This is a genomic window from Isosphaeraceae bacterium EP7, assembly GCA_038400315.1.
GTDB lineage: Bacteria > Planctomycetota > Planctomycetia > Isosphaerales > Isosphaeraceae > EP7.
In genome coordinates, this window is the sequence record CP151667.1 from 701,383 (window position 1) to 716,902 (window position 15,520).

The 15,520-nt window shown below is 68.0% G+C and carries 11 protein-coding genes; 4 read left to right on the top strand and 7 right to left on the bottom strand.

The window, feature by feature from the left end; translation table 11 throughout:
• Positions 1-224: 224 nt before the first annotated feature.
• The 7 genes from EP7_RS02805 to asnB form a co-directional block, all read right to left on the bottom strand.
• Positions 225-1,541, bottom strand: coding sequence for a M48 family metallopeptidase (locus EP7_RS02805; RefSeq protein WP_463526059.1), 1,317 nt, complete (start codon positions 1,539-1,541; stop codon positions 225-227).
• 29 nt (positions 1,542-1,570) lie between these two features.
• Positions 1,571-2,938, bottom strand: coding sequence for a Mov34/MPN/PAD-1 family protein (locus EP7_RS02810; protein ID WP_463526060.1), 1,368 nt, complete (start codon positions 2,936-2,938; stop codon positions 1,571-1,573).
• Between the two features lie 215 nt (positions 2,939-3,153).
• A complete protein-coding gene (locus EP7_RS02815; protein WP_463526061.1) occupies positions 3,154-4,614 on the bottom strand; it encodes a PDZ domain-containing protein in 1,461 nt (486 codons plus the stop codon).
• 60 nt (positions 4,615-4,674) lie between these two features.
• The gene (locus tag EP7_RS02820; protein WP_463526062.1) at positions 4,675-5,298 is read right to left on the bottom strand and encodes a hypothetical protein; all 624 of its coding nucleotides are present in this window, start codon (positions 5,296-5,298) and stop codon (positions 4,675-4,677) included.
• A complete protein-coding gene (locus tag EP7_RS02825; RefSeq protein ID WP_463526063.1) occupies positions 5,295-5,843 on the bottom strand; it encodes an RNA polymerase sigma factor in 549 nt (182 codons plus the stop codon). The genes EP7_RS02820 and EP7_RS02825 overlap by 4 nt, the downstream gene beginning before the upstream one ends.
• 89 nt (positions 5,844-5,932) lie before the next feature.
• Positions 5,933-6,685 carry a metallophosphoesterase family protein gene (locus tag EP7_RS02830; RefSeq protein ID WP_463526064.1) on the bottom strand — a complete coding sequence of 251 codons (753 nt, stop codon included), beginning with the start codon at positions 6,683-6,685 and terminating at the stop codon, positions 5,933-5,935.
• Positions 6,686-6,694: 9 nt separating this feature from the next.
• Positions 6,695-8,578, bottom strand: coding sequence for an asparagine synthase (glutamine-hydrolyzing) (gene asnB / locus EP7_RS02835; RefSeq protein ID WP_463526065.1), 1,884 nt, complete (start codon positions 8,576-8,578; stop codon positions 6,695-6,697).
• A 222-nt stretch (positions 8,579-8,800) separates the two neighbouring features.
• On the opposite strand from asnB, the gene EP7_RS02840 reads away from it, so the two are divergent.
• The 4 genes from EP7_RS02840 (at position 8,801) to EP7_RS02855 (ending at position 15,467) form a co-directional block, all read left to right on the top strand.
• Positions 8,801-10,300, top strand: coding sequence for a trypsin-like peptidase domain-containing protein (locus EP7_RS02840; RefSeq protein ID WP_463526066.1), 1,500 nt, complete (start codon positions 8,801-8,803; stop codon positions 10,298-10,300).
• Positions 10,301-10,801: 501 nt separating this feature from the next.
• Positions 10,802-12,721: a DNA primase gene (dnaG, locus tag EP7_RS02845; protein WP_463526067.1), complete on the top strand. Its 1,920-nt coding sequence runs from the start codon at positions 10,802-10,804 to the stop codon at positions 12,719-12,721.
• A 30-nt stretch (positions 12,722-12,751) separates the two neighbouring features.
• Complete coding sequence (gene rpoD / locus EP7_RS02850; RefSeq protein WP_463526068.1) at positions 12,752-14,431, top strand: RNA polymerase sigma factor RpoD; 1,680 nt, start codon at positions 12,752-12,754, stop codon at positions 14,429-14,431.
• 298 nt (positions 14,432-14,729) lie between these two features.
• Positions 14,730-15,467, top strand: a complete 738-nt coding sequence (locus EP7_RS02855; RefSeq protein ID WP_463526069.1) for a zinc ribbon domain-containing protein — start codon at positions 14,730-14,732, stop codon at positions 15,465-15,467.
• Positions 15,468-15,520 lie beyond the last annotated feature (53 nt).

A 15,520-nucleotide genomic window follows, 5' to 3' on the forward strand; every position in this document is an offset into this window, starting at 1 on the left:
CTCAAAGCCCCCAAGCCCCGCATCGTGCGGGTCATGGCGGGACCGTCGCGGGACCGGCGGGCCGCGACGCGAAAGGAGTGGGCGAGACCGGCAAGCCCGATTCGACGAGGACGAGCGACGCGATGCATCCTTCATCGGATCGAGAGTCACGGACACGTTAGGACGATTGTGAGGATTTACGCAACCCCTTATCGCAACGAAAAGTCGTCCCAGAACACCGCTCTTCACTCGCTTCGCGCCGGTCGAGATCCTCCACCGGCCGAGAACAGCCCCTCGTACCACAGCGGCTGGCCCGTTTCCCACGGCCTGTAGGCGTTGCAAAAGTCGATCCGTTCGCCGATGGACGGGTGCGTGGACCGCCAGAATTTCACCAGCGGGTGGGGATACGGGATCGACAGATTCTCGCCCTGTAGCTTGGCGAACGCCAGCGCCGCGGGCCGGTTGGCCCGGATCAGCTCCAGCGAGAACCGGTCGGCCTCGTGCTCCTGCGCCCGGCTGTACGCCAGCGCCACCGGAGAGGTCAGCAGCGCCACCCCCTGGATCAAGACCGCCAGCAGCGGCAAGGCGGCCGGATCGTGCAGCACCGAGATGCCTAGCGACGGGCCGAACCGTCGCAGCGCGGACCCAGCCAGGCGATGCACCGCATACAGGACCAGCAGGGCACCGAAGGTGGACAGGGCGATGCTCCGCACGACGTGGCCCAGCACATAATGCCCCATCTCGTGGCCCATCACGGCCAGCACCTCGTCGGGCTCCAGCTTCGCGATCAGGGTGTCCCAGAGCACGATCCGCTTGGTGCCCATGAACCCGGTGACATAAGCGTTCACCGTCTTCGTGTCGCGGCTCTTGTCCACCTCGAAGACCCGGCTCCCCTGGATTCCCGCCCTCGACGCCAGGTCCAGGATGCGCCCTTCCAGCGCCCGGTCCTTCATCGGGCCGAACTCATTGAACAGGGGGTCGAAGGCGATCGGCTTGGCCAGCAGCGTCAGGCAGAGCAGCGGCAAGACCAGCAACCCGGCCCAGAGCCACCAGAGCCTGGGGCTCCGGCGCAGCAGCCAGAACGGGATCCAGGCCAGCAACGGCGCCAAGACCAGGGCCACCGCCGTCCCCTTCGCCACGTTCCCCAGCCAGTGCCCCAGCGTCTGCACCGACAGCCCGTACGCATGCGGCCGGACATACCCCAGGTAGTAGCCCAGGGGCAGGTCGACCAGCTCCGTCAGAAGAATGTAGAGGACGACATACCCGCCCACGATCAGGGGGCCGAATCTCAATCGCCCGGCCAGGTCGCGCATCCGCACCGACGCCCCGCTCGCCAGGATGACCAGCGGCACGGCGAACGACCAAGCCATCCCCGCCAGCCAGAGCATGTTCCCCGTCCGGTGGTACTCCACTGCCCGCGCGGTCGGCTCGGGCACGGGGACCGGGGCCTCGACGACGGCCGGCGCAGGGGCGGCGGCGGGGCTTTCGCCGCGTGCCGTCGTCGCACATAGATAGAAGCAAGCAAGGCAGGCAACGATCAGGCGGGCGGCTGCATTCAGCATCGGGCGTCGGCTCGCGGTGTCGGGAGAAATCAACGGGACGGCTCGTCGGCCGCCATCGGCTTCGGGTCGCGGCGGGAGAGCAGCGCGAACAGGCTGGCGATCAGCACCCCGGACGTGATCCAGCCCGCAAGGGCGGAGTACCAGGCGGTCGAATAGAGGCCCACCAGCGCGACGGCCCCCTTGCCGTCCAGGGCGTCGAGGGCTAGCTCCTGGTCGGCGATCGTCCGGGCCTGCCGGTCGGCCTGGCCGGTCACCTCGTCGACCTTCGCGCGGAGCGACTTCGCCTCCTTCGAGTCGGCCTCATACTTCTTGGCCGTCTCGGTCGCGGTGGCCAGTTGGGCGGCCGCCTTTTCGTAAGAGGCGCGCGACGCCCTGAGATCCTCGGCCATCGCCTGGTTGGCCACGAGCTGACCTTCGAGCCTGACCTTCGCCTCGTCGCGCTCCCTGGCCGCCTTGCCGTACTGGGCCACTAGCTTCTCGGCCGCCGCCTCGCCCAGTTGATCGTTCAGCGCATCGATCGCCATCCGGCTCGCGTCCTTGGCGACAACCATGCCCTCCTGTGCCTCCGACAGCGACCGCAACTGGTGGGTCAGTTGGTTGGCCCACATCACGGCCATGACGAGCGCCACCCCCCCCAGGATGCCGAGGAGGCCCGCGAGCGAGGCGATTCTCGGGGTCTCCCCGTGGCGCATTGCGTGGCCCTGGTTCCGCGTCCCGGAGAGCATGGCAACAAGCTCCGCTTCGAGTCTGGGGGAGAGGCCCGCGCCGCCCGGCTCGGACTGGGGCACCGACTCAAGGTCGTTCACCGTCCGCGCCAGCGCCGACCGATCGGCCCGGGGCGCAACCACATGGAAGCCTTCGAGTTGCACCAGGCCGCCGTCGCGCGACTGGAAGAACCCTCGCGCCATCCGGATCGGGTCGATCACATAGGCGACCTGCAACGGCTGGCCGAAGAAGCTGTTGTGCAGGAACTGGTCGTGGCCCGAGAGGAAGATGCCGAAGTCGGGATGCGTATGATACCAGCCGACGATGTCCAGGTCGGGGTACTTCGCCTCGCGTTCCCGGGTGATCTCCTCCCAGGCGTCGTGCGTGTACGTGAAGCTCGCCTGGGTATTCTCGTAATGCCGGGCTTCCAGCGACCGCGTGACCCAGACGAACGGCAGCCCCGTCCGGTCGTCGATCCCCTCGAACCCCAGCATCACCCCGCCCAGCTCCACCGACGTATCCGACAGCGCGTGCCGCTCCATCGAGTCCACCGCGACCCGATCCACGAACACGGGCAAATCCCGCGGCCCGGGTGTGCCGCAGGCCAGGCAGGCCCAGCGCGCATCGCCGTCCGGCCGCCGCATCTTCCGCGGCTCGCGGTAGGTCACCTCATTGAAGACGATCTCATCCATGCGGCGGCCAACCGGGTCAATAAAAGTCCAATCCGGGGCCAGCCAGCATACCGCCCGGCCCATAGCCCCGAAAGCGGCGCTCAACACAACCTCAAGTTCGCCCTCGCCCCCCGATTCTTGGCCCTCGCACCGCGCGGCAAACGAGATCGGGCCGGCGCACCCTGTGAAGGGAGGCCGGCCCGACGTCTGTTTCCATCCATCGTCCTGATCGCGAGTCACTTCTTCTCGGACTTCGCCAACTCGCGGATCGCCTCTCGCAGCTCCTTGATCTCGCGGCTCAGGTCGTCCAGCCGCTGGTCGAGCTTGCCCTGATCCTCGCGACGGGCAGTGTCCGCGAAGGTGAGGTTGGTAAACGCCTGCCCGACGACGGCCGCCGGATCCCTCGCGAACTGGCCATTCGCCGGATTTCCAAAGAGTCGGAAGGTCTGGCCCGCACCCTCGAACGCCCTGCCTTGTTCGAGCTGAAGCTGCCGGAACGGCACTGCGGCCGGGATACTCTCCCCTGGTCGCCGGGCCGAACGCGCTGCCGTGGAACTCCTCACCGCCGTCTGGTCGGACTGGATCGTCATGAGGAGATGAGGCACGGGCTCGATGGTCACGGTCTGTGGCTTCCCGGTCCTGAACAACATCACCTCGACCGGGTTCTTGCCGGCGCTCTGCACGGCGTTCCTCATCGCCTGGGGATCACGCAGCGGCTTGCCCGCCATCTCCGTAAGGATGTCGTTGACCTTCACGCCCGCCTTCTCGCCGGGGCTATCCTTCGCCACGTCATTGACGATCAAGCCCTGGCCTTGCGGCAGGCTGAGCTGGGATTTGATCAGGTCGTCCACCTCGGAAACCGAGACGCCGATCCAGAACGCGGTCGACACGTCCTCGACGGGGTCGATCTGGACTTTGAGCCTGGGCCTGACCTTGATGGTGATCGGCTTGCCGCCGCGCAGGACCTTCAGCTCGGCCGGCTTCTCGGCCCTGGCCTTCAGCTTCGAGATCAGCTCGCCTTGATCCTTGAGTGGCTCCGAATCGAGGTTGAGGATGATATCGTTGACACGGAGGCCCGTTTTCGCCGCCGGGCTCTCGGGGCTGATCCCCGAGACGACCAGACCCTGGCCCTCGGGCAACTCCAGGTGGAGTCGGATCGCGGCATCGGGGGCCGTGAGGTTCAGGCCAAGCTCGTTGTTCAGGCTGATGACGTAGGAGATGCGGCTTACGGCATCCTGGCCCGGAGCCGGGTCAATCGTGATGACACCCAGCTGCGGTCGTTCGGTCTTCACCCCCCCCTGCGCGATGGTATAGGCCGGGACCTGCTCCGACCGGGACTTCGAGGAGGAGACCGTCACCTTGCCGAGCTTGAACTGATCCTGAATGGGCTCGGCGAGCCTCAGCACGGTCCTCGCCGAATCAATCTCGATGTCGCCCGCGTTCTTCTCCGCCTGGATGGCCTCATCGCGGACCGACGCGATCCGATCGGAGAAGCGACCCTCGGGCGTCCCGTCTCCGCTCGAAGCGGGCGAACTGTCGGGCCGCCTTGCGACCTGGCCTTCGATTCGGACGCCCTTGATCACGGTGTTCTCGCCGGGTTCCTCGGCGGCCCAGGCGGCGGGAGCGAGGCCGGAGGCGCCGAGCAGGGCGAACGCGAGGCGACGGGCCGTTTTAAGTGAAGATCGCTGAGAAGTCATCACTCGTTGTCCTGAATGCCTGTGAAGGCCCCGGCATCGTGCCAGGGCGACGGGGCGGGGTCAGAGGGCCTGGATGCCCACATATTCAAAGGAGACCTGATCGACGGGCACCTCCAGGAGGCGGCCGTCCTCGAGAGGGACGTCCACGAGCATCCGCCGCTGCTCGACCTTGTAGCCCTGGCTAGCGAGCTGACGCCGGACGTGGCCGGGGATGGCGTTCATACCGTGGTCGAATTCCTCAGCATGCGGATTCGAGGCGAGTTCGGCGGATTCAGGCGCCGGCGTCTCCACGAGTGGTTGGGGCGATGTGATCGGGACGGAAGACGCGATCGATGGCCGATCCGGGGGCGTCGGGCGGTTGGCCAGCAGGCCGGCGCCGAAGGCAGACGCCAGGAGACTGGCGGCGAGGCCGTATTTCAGGATCGAACGGAGCGGGCGCCTTGCGGCGGGAACGCGGAGGGGCGAATGGAAAGGGATCGTCGCGGCCGGATGGTCGGCGAGCGGGGCGAGGGCCTGGGTCCAGGCTTGCGCTTCGAGGAAGGCCAGGGCGCAGCGGCGCCAGCCTTCGAGGTCGGCTTCCAGGGCGAGCAGGAGCGCGCGGCGTCGGTCGTCGTCGAGGGTGCCGTCGACCAGGGCGTCGATGGACTCATCGGAGATGGCGTTGAGGTCGTCGTCGGCAGTCATTCGGGCACCTCGATGACGCTGGAGCGGGCGAGTTCTTGCCGCAGGCGGGCCCGGGATCGGTGCAGGCGGGCGTCGACCGCGTTGGGGGAGACGCCCAGGTGGTCGGCCAGGGCGCGGGCGGACCAGTTCTCGGTGTACTTCAGCAGGAGGATCTCGGCGTCACGCGGTGGGAGCCGCGCCAGGGCTTCGCGCACGGCCCGCTTCCGCTCGTCGGCCAGCAGCCAGCCGAGCGGGTCGGGCCGGCCTGATGTGTCGACTTCGGAGAGGCTGGCGTAGCGCTCGACCAGTCGGATTCGCCGGCCGAGGCCACGGCGATACATCAGGGCTTGTCGCAACGCCAGGCGATAGAGCCAGGCTCCCACGCGGGCCGGGTCGGCCAGCGGTTCGCGGCGGGCGACGGCGGCGAGGGCGACTTCCTGCAAGACCTCCTCGACCGCCTGCGGGTGCCCGAGCCTGGCCCGCAGCACCGTCCGCAGCCATCGGCCGTGCTCGGCCAGGGAGGCGGCCCAGTCGATCGGGGTCGGCGGGTGGAGGTCGGGATCCATCGTCGCGTCTCGCGGCCAATCCGTCGGTCACGGGAGGTACTTGCCGCGGGGCCGGATTTCTTACGCGCCGATGGCCGATTTGCCGGGGATCAGTCGGTCGAATCCTCGTCTTCGGCCTTCGGATCAGGCTCCGTCGGGGCCTCGTAGCCGCTGATCCTGCCGATGCGGTACGACTCGGTGAGCATCTGCTTGGCGCGGTCGGGGAGTTCGGAGGCCTGGATGTGGGCGACGGTTTCTTCGATGGGATACTCGATCCGCCTGAGCGAGATCTTGTTGTCCTCGATGATCGCGTAGGCGGCGCGCGGGTCGCCGTCGCGGGGCTGGCCGACGCTGCCTGGGTTCAGGACGACGGTGCCGTCGGTGGCGACGAGGTTGAATTGCATGTGGGAATGGCCAACGCAGACGATGTCGGCGTCGGCGTCGCGCACCCGGCGGGACCAGGCCTCGGTGTCGCGCATCAGGTATTCGTCGAGCGGGTCGCGGGGGGTGCCGTGGACCAGGAGAAACCGCTTGCCGGCGATGGTCACGCGGCGGGTCAGCGGCAGTTGCAGCAGGTATCGGCGCTCGTCGGCATCCAGCGATTCCCACATGAACGGCCGGCTGGCCTGGGTCAGGTAGCGGTAGCCACGGCTGCCAACGACCGGGATTCCCTGCGCCACGCCGTGGTCGTGGTTGCCGCGGATCGCAAAATTGGCGTTGTCCATCGCCCAGCGAACGCAGGGCTTGGGGTCTGGGCCGTAGTCGACCAGGTCGCCCAGGCAGAGGCAGACGTCGTACGGCTCGCGGATGGCGGCGAGCGCGGCGTAGTTGGCGTGGATGTCGGAGAGGACGAGGATACGCATTGGAATCAATCAGCCCGTCGGTTCCAGCCAGCGATCGTACCAGAGCTGGAACATCAGCAGGGTCCAGAGCGGCTTGCGGTGGTCGCGGACGCCCGCGAGGTGCTCGCCCACCAGTCGGCCGACCTCCTCGGGCCGGAAGATGCCCTGCCGCGCCAGGCGGCCGGGTTCGAGCAGGCGGCCGAGCAGCGGGCCGAGCGGGCCGCGCAGCCAGCGCGCCACGGGGATGCCGAACCCCTTCTTGGGCCGGCGCAGGATCGAGTCGGGCAGCCTGCCCTGCACCGCCCGCCGGAGGATGCGCTTGGTCTGGCCGCCGCCCGACTTGAACGCCGCCGGCATCCGCGCGATCGAGTCGACCAGCTCCGCGTCGAGCAGGGGCGCACGCACTTCCAGGCCGCAGGCCATGCTGGCGCGATCGACCTTGGCCAGGATGTCATCCGGCAGATAGGTGTCCTGATACAAGGCCAGCGAGCGGCTGAGCGCATCCGACCCCGCGAGCAAGTGAGAGGCCCGCAGCAGGTGCTCGGCCTCGACGTCGACGCCCGGCGGCTGGGCCAGAAGCCGGGCGATCTCGGGGCCCGAGAACGAGCCCAGCCAGCGCTGATGGGCGAGGGCCGACGGCTCGGCGGCTCCCCGGAGGAACTGCTTCAGCTTGAAGTCGAAGCTGAGATTGGCGTGGTCCACCGGCAGGCGGCCCACGGCGGCGCCGGCCAGGGATCGCGCGGGTTTCGGGAGTCTGCGAAAGACACCGGCCAGGCGCTCGGCGGCGAACGTGGGATAGCCGGCGAGCAGCTCGTCGCTGCCGTCGCCCCCCAGGGCCACCGTGACCTCCTCGCGGGCGAACCGGCTGAGCAGGTGCGTCGGCAAGATCGAGGCGTCGCCCATCGGCTCGTCGAGCCAGTCGGGCACCTCGGGGAGCAGCCCCAAGACCGTCTCGGCCGAGACAATCCGCTCGCGGTGGTCGGTCCCCAGGTGCGCGGCCACGGCGCGGGCGTGCGGACTCTCGTCGAAGCTCGGGTCGTCGAAGCCGATCGAGAAGGTCCGGATGCCCGAGGCGGGCTCAAGCTCCGCGAGCGCCGCGGCCACGCTCGACGAGTCGAGGCCGCCCGACAGGAAGACCCCCAGCGGCACATCGCTGCGCCTGTGCCGGCCGACCGCCGCGCGGAAGTCGCCCCAGAATCGCCGTGCGGCGGCTTCGAACGGCTCGGCGGCGGGCTCGGGGGTCGGCGAGGTCCAGTGCCGCCTGATCTCGACTCGCCCGGCGTTCCAGACCAGGGAATGCGCCGGCGGCAGCTTCTTCAGGCCCGCCCAGATCGAGTGGGGCGCGGGCACATATTCATAGAAGAGGTAGCGAGCCAGGCCCGAAGGGTCGAGCCTCCGGGGGACGTCGGGATGTTCCAGCAGGGCCTTGGGCTCGGACCCGAAGACGAGGCCGCCGTCGGGCAGGCTCGCGTAGTAGAGCGGCTTCTGGCCCATCCGGTCTCGGGCCAGCACCAGCGTCGCTCGCGGGGCGTCCCAGATGGCCAGGGCGTACATGCCGTTGAGCTTCGAAGTGAAGCTCGGCCCGTCCTCTTCATACAGGTGGACGAGCGCCTCGGTGTCGGAGGCGGTCTTGAATCGGTGGCCGCGGGCAAGCAGGCCGGCCCTCAAGTGGGGCTCGTTGTAGAGCTCGCCGTTGTAGGAGACCCAGACGGTGCCGTCTTCGTTACAGAGGGGCTGCGCACCCCCGTCGACGTCGACGATGGCCAGCCGGCGGTGGCCGAGCGCGACGGGGCCGTCGACGAAGAGGCCGTCGCCGTCGGGCCCGCGGCGGCGCAGCGACCGGGTCATCCTGTCGAGGATCGCGCGATCGGCCGGCGAGCCGTCGCCGTTGACGAATCCGGCGATGCCGCACATGGGCCGGTGTGTCGCTCCGCGCAGGGGGTTAGAAGGAGAGTCGTCGGACTCGGGAGTCCGGGCTCCAGCCTAACGCGGGCGATGCTTCCGGGCCAGGCCCAAGGGGCGTGGCGCCAAGGGTCGGCGCGGGTTGATTTCGGGCTCGGGAGGGTCTAGGCTTTCCGGTTCGAGGACCGGCCGCGAACGTGGCGCATGCAGACGCCCCGCCCAGGAGCACCGCCGATGGCGTCGTTTGAGCCCCAGGACGATTTCGACTACCTGGACGCGCCCCCAAGGCCGACCACCCCGCCGATCAGGCGCGGGTTCGTCGTCGTCTTCGGGCTGCTGGCCATCGCCGCCACGCTCGTCTACGGCATTCCCTACCTGTCCGAGCAGATTGGCTATTCCTACGAGGTCGGCCGCAGCCGCGCGTCCATCGAGGCGCTCGCCAAGCTGGAGAAGGGCGGGCTCATCCAGGGGGCGTCCAACCTGTTCCGCATCGCCTCGAATGCCGTCGCGCCGGCCGTCGTCCACATCAGCACCCAGCGAAGGGCCAAGCTCGACGGCGACCGGATCGGCGAGATGCTCGTCCCGCTCGAAGTCGGCTCGGGCGTGGTGATCGACAAGGTTAACGGCTACATCGTCACCAACAACCACGTCATCCGCGACCCCGAGCAGGGCCTTGCCAGCAGCATCAACGTCCGCATCGGCCGTGGGACCGAGATGCCCGCGCGGATCGTGGGCACCGACCCCAAGACCGACCTGGCCGTGCTCCAGGTGCGCGGGGACATCAGGGTGGCCGCCGAGTGGGGCGACGCCGAGACCCTGGACATCGGCGACTGGGTGCTGGCCATCGGCAGCCCGTTCAACCTCGACCAGACCGTCACCGCGGGGATCGTCTCGGCCACCGGCCGGAGCAACCTGCGGCTCGGGGGCGAGGACGCCTACGAGGATTTCATCCAGACCGACGCGTCCATCAACCCGGGCAACTCGGGCGGCCCGCTGATCGGCCTTGACGGCAAGGTCATCGGCATCAACACCGCGATCTACTCGGAGAATGGCAGCAACCAGGGGATCGGCCTGGCCATCTCGTCGACCATGGCCAGGCGGGTGGTCGACCAGATCATCAAGAGCGGCAAGGCGGTCCGCGGCTATCTGGGTGTCCGCATCCAGAGCATCACCCCGGCCCTGGCCCGCGAGTTCAACCTGCCCGAGCCCCGAGGCGTGCTTGTTGAAGGAGTCCAGCCCGGCAGCCCCGCCGAGTCCGTCGGCCTGAAGGCCGGCGACGTGCTGGTCAGGCTCGGCGGCAAGCCCGTCGATGATCAGTCGGCCCTGCGTAACCGGGCCGCCTCGCTGGAGATCGGCGCCAAGACCGCCGTCGAGTTCTACCGAGACGGCAAGAAGCAGTCGCTCGACGTCGTCATCGCCGAGCAGCCCGACTCGCGGCCCGGCCTCCTCTCGCTGGGCTTCACCGTCCAGGATATCACCGCCGAGCAGTCCGGCGGCCACCCCGGGACCTACATCGTCGCGGTCGCCCCCGGCAGCCCGGCCGCGGCCGCCAACCTCCTGCCCGGCCTCCAGATCGTCGGGGTCGGCCGCCAGCCGATCAAGTCGAAGGCCGAGTTCGACCTATTCTCGGCAAAGTACGACCTGACCCAGGGGCTCCCGCTCCAGATCCGCGGGCCCAAAGGCCAGCCGGTCTTCGTCACCGTCGGCGGCCCCGACGGCGACGGACGCCGCTGAGAGGCCCTCCCGATCGAGGATCGGAGACTTTCGATCGGCGGCCCGGCATTTGCCCGAGTTGCGTCGATGTTCACCCGTCGACTGAGTTCGCGAAATTCCCCATCCCGGGGCTTGACTTGGACACCTGGTTTGCGGGACGCCAAGTTTCGTCGTTCCGGGGTGTTTGAGCGTTGTCGGAAGGGTAGATGGGGCTTGGAGATGCGTGGATCGGGTGGTGGCGTCTTGTCAAGCCCCTAGAAGGCGAATCGGATGGGGGGCCGGATGGGCGAGATGGGCCCGACGTAACCTGATTTGCGGATTGAGAGTTAAGAAATTCCGGCGGGGTCCGTGGGCGCCTCCTTGAAACTTGACCAATACTTTCCCTGAGCTATAATTTTTTCGCCGACGGGGGAGAGGGCATGGTCGATCGAGGCCGGGATTGCGGGTCCGCGAGGGCCGGTTTCTCGGGGTCGGTCGGTTGTGGACCTGGGCTTCACCTGAGACGTCGTTCAGGAGAAGCCGGTGCCCCGACACGCCGAATCGACGCTCGCCGCGATCAAAAACGCAGTCGACATCGTCTCCCTGGTGGGGGAGTACCTCCCGCTTCATCGAGCGGGCTCCAGATATAAGGCCTTGTGCCCGTTTCACGACGACCACAAGCCGTCGCTCGAGATCAATCCCGATCGGCAATCTTATAAGTGCTGGAGCTGCGGCGCGGGGGGGGACGTCTTCGATTTCGTCAAGGAGTTCGAGCGGGTCGAATTCTCCGAGGCCCTGAGGATGCTCGCCGACAAGGCGGGGATCCCGCTGGACAAGCCCACGAGGGCCGACGAGGGCGGGCCGACCAAGTCGGACCTCTTCGCGGTGCTGGCCTGGGCGGAGACGGCATTCATCGAGGCGCTTTCGCGATCCCAGGAGGCACGAGACTACATCGTCCGTCGCGGCCTGACCCCTCAGAGCGTCACGCAGTTCGGCCTGGGGTATGCCCCCGAGGAGAACGGCTGGCTGGTCTCGAAGGCCGGCCGCGCGGGCTACGGGCCCGATCTGCTCGAGAAGGCCGGGCTCATCGCCCAGCGAGTCGACCCACCCCACGGCTGGCGCGAGCGATTTCGAGGACGACTGATCTTCCCGATCCGAGACCCGAAAGGGCGTGCGCTGGGCTTCGGCGGCCGAATCCTGCCGGGTCCCGAAGCCAAGTTAGCCGCCGCGGGCAAGAATGTCGCTAAGTACTTGAACTCACCCGAGACGAGCCTGTTCCAGAAACGTAGGGTACTGTACGCGGCCGATCAGGCCCGTCCGGCCGCCCGGCGCGACGGGTTCGTCGCCGTTGTCGAAGGTTATACCGACGTGATTGCTGCACACCAGGTTGGACTCTCGAACGTCGTCGGAACCCTGGGCACCGCCCTGGGCGATGACCACGTTGCCGAGCTGCGCCGCCTGGCCGACCGCGTCGTGCTGGTCTTCGACGGCGACGAGGCGGGCCAGCGTGCCGCCGACCGCACCCTCGAGCTGTTCCTCCGCCACGAGCTGGACGCCCGCGTCCTGAGCCTGCCCGACAAGCTCGACCCCTGCGACTTCCTGCTGGAGCACGGCGCCGACGCATTCAACGCCCTGATCGCCCGCGCCGTGGACCCGCTGGAGTTCGCCATCGGCCGCGCCGGCGGCAAGTTCGACCTGGACTCCGCCGAAGGGGCCCGCAAGGCGGCCGAGTGGGTCCTGTCGATCTGCGGCTGCATCCCGCCCGACCGCATGGGCGGCATGAACGTGAAGGTGGCCAAGGCGCTCGACGTCCTGTCCCGCCGCACCGGCGTCTCGGTCGATGAACTCAAGCGCAGCTGGTCCCGGATCCAGGCCGCCCCGCGCCGGCCGGCCGCCGAGATCTCCCGCGACCGCCCCCACGACGTCCCCCCCGCAATGCACGGCGAGCCCCGCGACGAGCCCGCGGCGCCGGCGCCACCCATCCGGCTGGACGAACTCGACCGAGTCGACCGCGAAGTTGTGCAGATCGCTCTGGATGAGCCGGGCGCCGTGCCGATCCTGGTCACTCGGGTTGCCGTGAATTCGCTCCGCGATCCCGCGCTGCGGCGGGTGCTCCAGGCCTGTTACGACCTCCATGCCGAAGGCCAGCCGGCGACCGCCGAGCGGGCGATGCTCCGGCTGGACGCCCCCGAGCTGCGTGCCCTGGTCGTTGACATGACCTCGGCGCTCCGGGGCCAGCCCCTATCGAAGGGGACGCCGCCCCCCCCGCCCCTCCACGAGCGACTCGTCGCACTCTTCGTGACGCTGGCCGAGCGGGACCGGCAGAAATACATCAGAGACCTCGATCATGCCCTGAAAGAGACCGACCCCAACGCCGACCCCGAGACCTATCGGGCTTTGATCCTCGAGCGCCAACGACTCATCCAACAGCGGCCGGGCACCAAGGCGAAGCACGCGTCCTGACCCGTCGTCGATACCGAGGGAGATTTCCGGATGGAAAAGATGGACGATGGACTCAAGACGCTCCTCGAATTGGGCAAGCGGCGCGGGTTCCTGACCTTCGACCAGGTCAATGACGCCCTGCCCGATGAGGCTTCCAGCCCCGAGAAGATGCAGAGCCTGCTCGAGACCCTCGAAGAGTTGAGCATCGACCTTCTGACCGAGGAAGAGGCCGAGGCCCGCTCCGTCGCCGCCGGCACCGCCGACGACGATGACGACGAGGATGAGGCCGTTGACGAACCGGCCGACGACGACGACGGCGAGCTCTCCCCCGAGGACCTCGACGAGATCTCGCGCCGGATCGACGACCCCGTCCGCATGTATCTCACCCAGATGGGCGAGATCCCGCTGCTGACGCGAGACCAGGAAATCAGCCTGGCCAAGCAGATCGAGGTCACCCGCAAGCGGTTCCGCCGCAAGGTCCTCGAGTGCGATTGGGCCCTGGGCATCGTCTATGACGTGCTCAAGAAGGTCGACAGCGGCGAGCTGCCGTTCGACCGGACCGTCAAGGTGAGCGTCACCGAGAACCTGGAGAAAGACCAGATCCTCGGCCGGATGCCGCACAACCTCAAGACGCTCCGGCACCTGATGGACCTCAACCGGGTCGACTTCAAGACCTTCATCCGCGCCAAGCACGACCCCAACGCCCGCCGGGTCCTCCGCCGCACCCTGAAGGTCCGCCGCCACAAGGCCGTCACCCTGGTCGAAGAGCTCTCCATCCGCACGCAGAAGGTCCAGCCGCTGATGAAGCGCCTGGAAAGCGCCAGCGAGCGGATGCAGGAGATCCTCGCCCAGCTGAACGACCGCCACGCCGACCGGGTCAGCAAGGACGACCGCGCCAACCTCCAGAAGGAGCTGCGCGACCTGATGAACATGACCCTGGAGACCCCGGCGAGCCTTCGCCAGCGGGTCACGGTCATGAACGTCCGGTACCGCCAGTACGAGCAGGCCAAGCGCGAGCTCTCCGGCGGTAACCTGCGGCTGGTCGTCTCCATCGCCAAGAAGTACCGCAACCGCGGCCTCTCCTTCCTGGACCTGATCCAGGAGGGGAACACCGGCCTGATGCGGGCGGTGGACAAGTACGAGTATCGCCGCGGCTACAAGTTCAGCACCTACGCGACGTGGTGGATCCGCCAGGCGATCACCCGGGCCATCGCCGACCAGGCCCGGACGATCCGCATCCCGGTCCACATGATCGAGACGATGTCCAAGCTGCGCAACGTCTCCAAGAAGCTGCTCCAGGAGAAGGGCCGCGAGCCCACCATCGAGGAGACGGCCAAGGCGGCGAACATCTCCGTTGAGGAGACGCGCCGGGTGATGAAGATCAGCCGGCACCCGATCTCGCTGGACCGCCCGGTCGGCGAGAGCGAGGACAGCTACTTCGGCGACTTCATCGAGGACGAGGCGGCCGAGAGCCCGATCAACGCCGCCACGCAGGAGATGCTCAAGGACAAGATCGACCAGGTCCTGAAGACCCTGACCTACCGCGAGCGAGAGATCATCAAGCTCCGCTACGGCCTGGGAGACGGCTACACCTACACCCTCGAGGAGGTGGGCCGGATCTTCAAGGTGACCCGCGAACGAGTCCGCCAGATCGAGGCCAAAGCCGTCCGCAAGCTCCAGCACCCGGTGCGGAGCAGGCAACTCGAGGGCTTCCTCGAGAGTACCGGTTGATCTCCGGCCCACATACCGCCGGTCGCCCCTCACGGGCGGCCGGCGGTTTTTTGTTGGCAGGCGCGCCGGCCGCGGCGAAGCTGGAACTGTCTCGCTTCGAACAGAAGGGAAATCGGGGACCGGCTCCGGGGCGAAGCGAAGTGCGGTGCCCGCCCCCGTTTTCCTCGCCGTAGAATCCGCCGCCGCCCGGCATCGAAACCGGGCCCACGACCACTCGACCGCTCGGCACGCATAGACGGACGACGGCGTCCCCCGAGAGCCGTGATCCGCAGGGACCGAACCAAGGAGTGAGCCAGCGATGCCCGTGTCCGCCGACAACCTCCGCGAGCTGCACCAACTCCACCAGCGGGCCAGGGCCCTGCGCGACCGCATGACCTCGGCGCCCAAGACCCTGGCCGCTCGCCTCGCCGCCCTGGAAGGCCGCAAGGCCGCGCTGGAGGCCGCCCGCAAGGCGCTCCAGGACGACAAGGTCCAGCAGAAGAAGCATGAGCATATGCTTCAGACCCACCAGTCGAAGATCGACGACCTCAAGGTCAAGCTCAACTCGGTCAAGAAGAACGAGGAATACAAGGCGATCCAGAACCAGATCGCCCTCGACCAGAGCCACATGAACAAGACCGAGGGCGAAGTCCTCGAGGCCATGATGCGCATCGACGAGAAGAACGCCGGGCTGGCCACCCTGGAGGCCGAGTTCAAGACCTTCGCCGCCGGTGTCGAGGCCCTCAAGGCGCAGATCGAGGCGCAAGCCGGCCAGCAGCAGCTCCAGCTCAAGGAGCTGGAAACCGGGATCATCGAGGCCGAGAACATCATCAGCGAGGAAGAGCGCGACCGCTATCGCCGCACCGTCAAGCAGCGCGGCGACGACGCCATGGCCGCCGTCGAGAACGGGGCCTGCGCCGGCTGCTACGTCGCCGTGACCCCGCAAGGCATCAACGAGCTGATGAACGGCCGAACCATGACCTTCTGCCTCACCTGCGGCCGAATCCTCTACCTGGCCGAGGAAGAGCACAACGTCACCCAGCGAACCGGCCGCTGAGCCAACCTCACCCGCGGGTCCACAAAGCGGCCCGCGGGGGCTCCGGTCTGCAT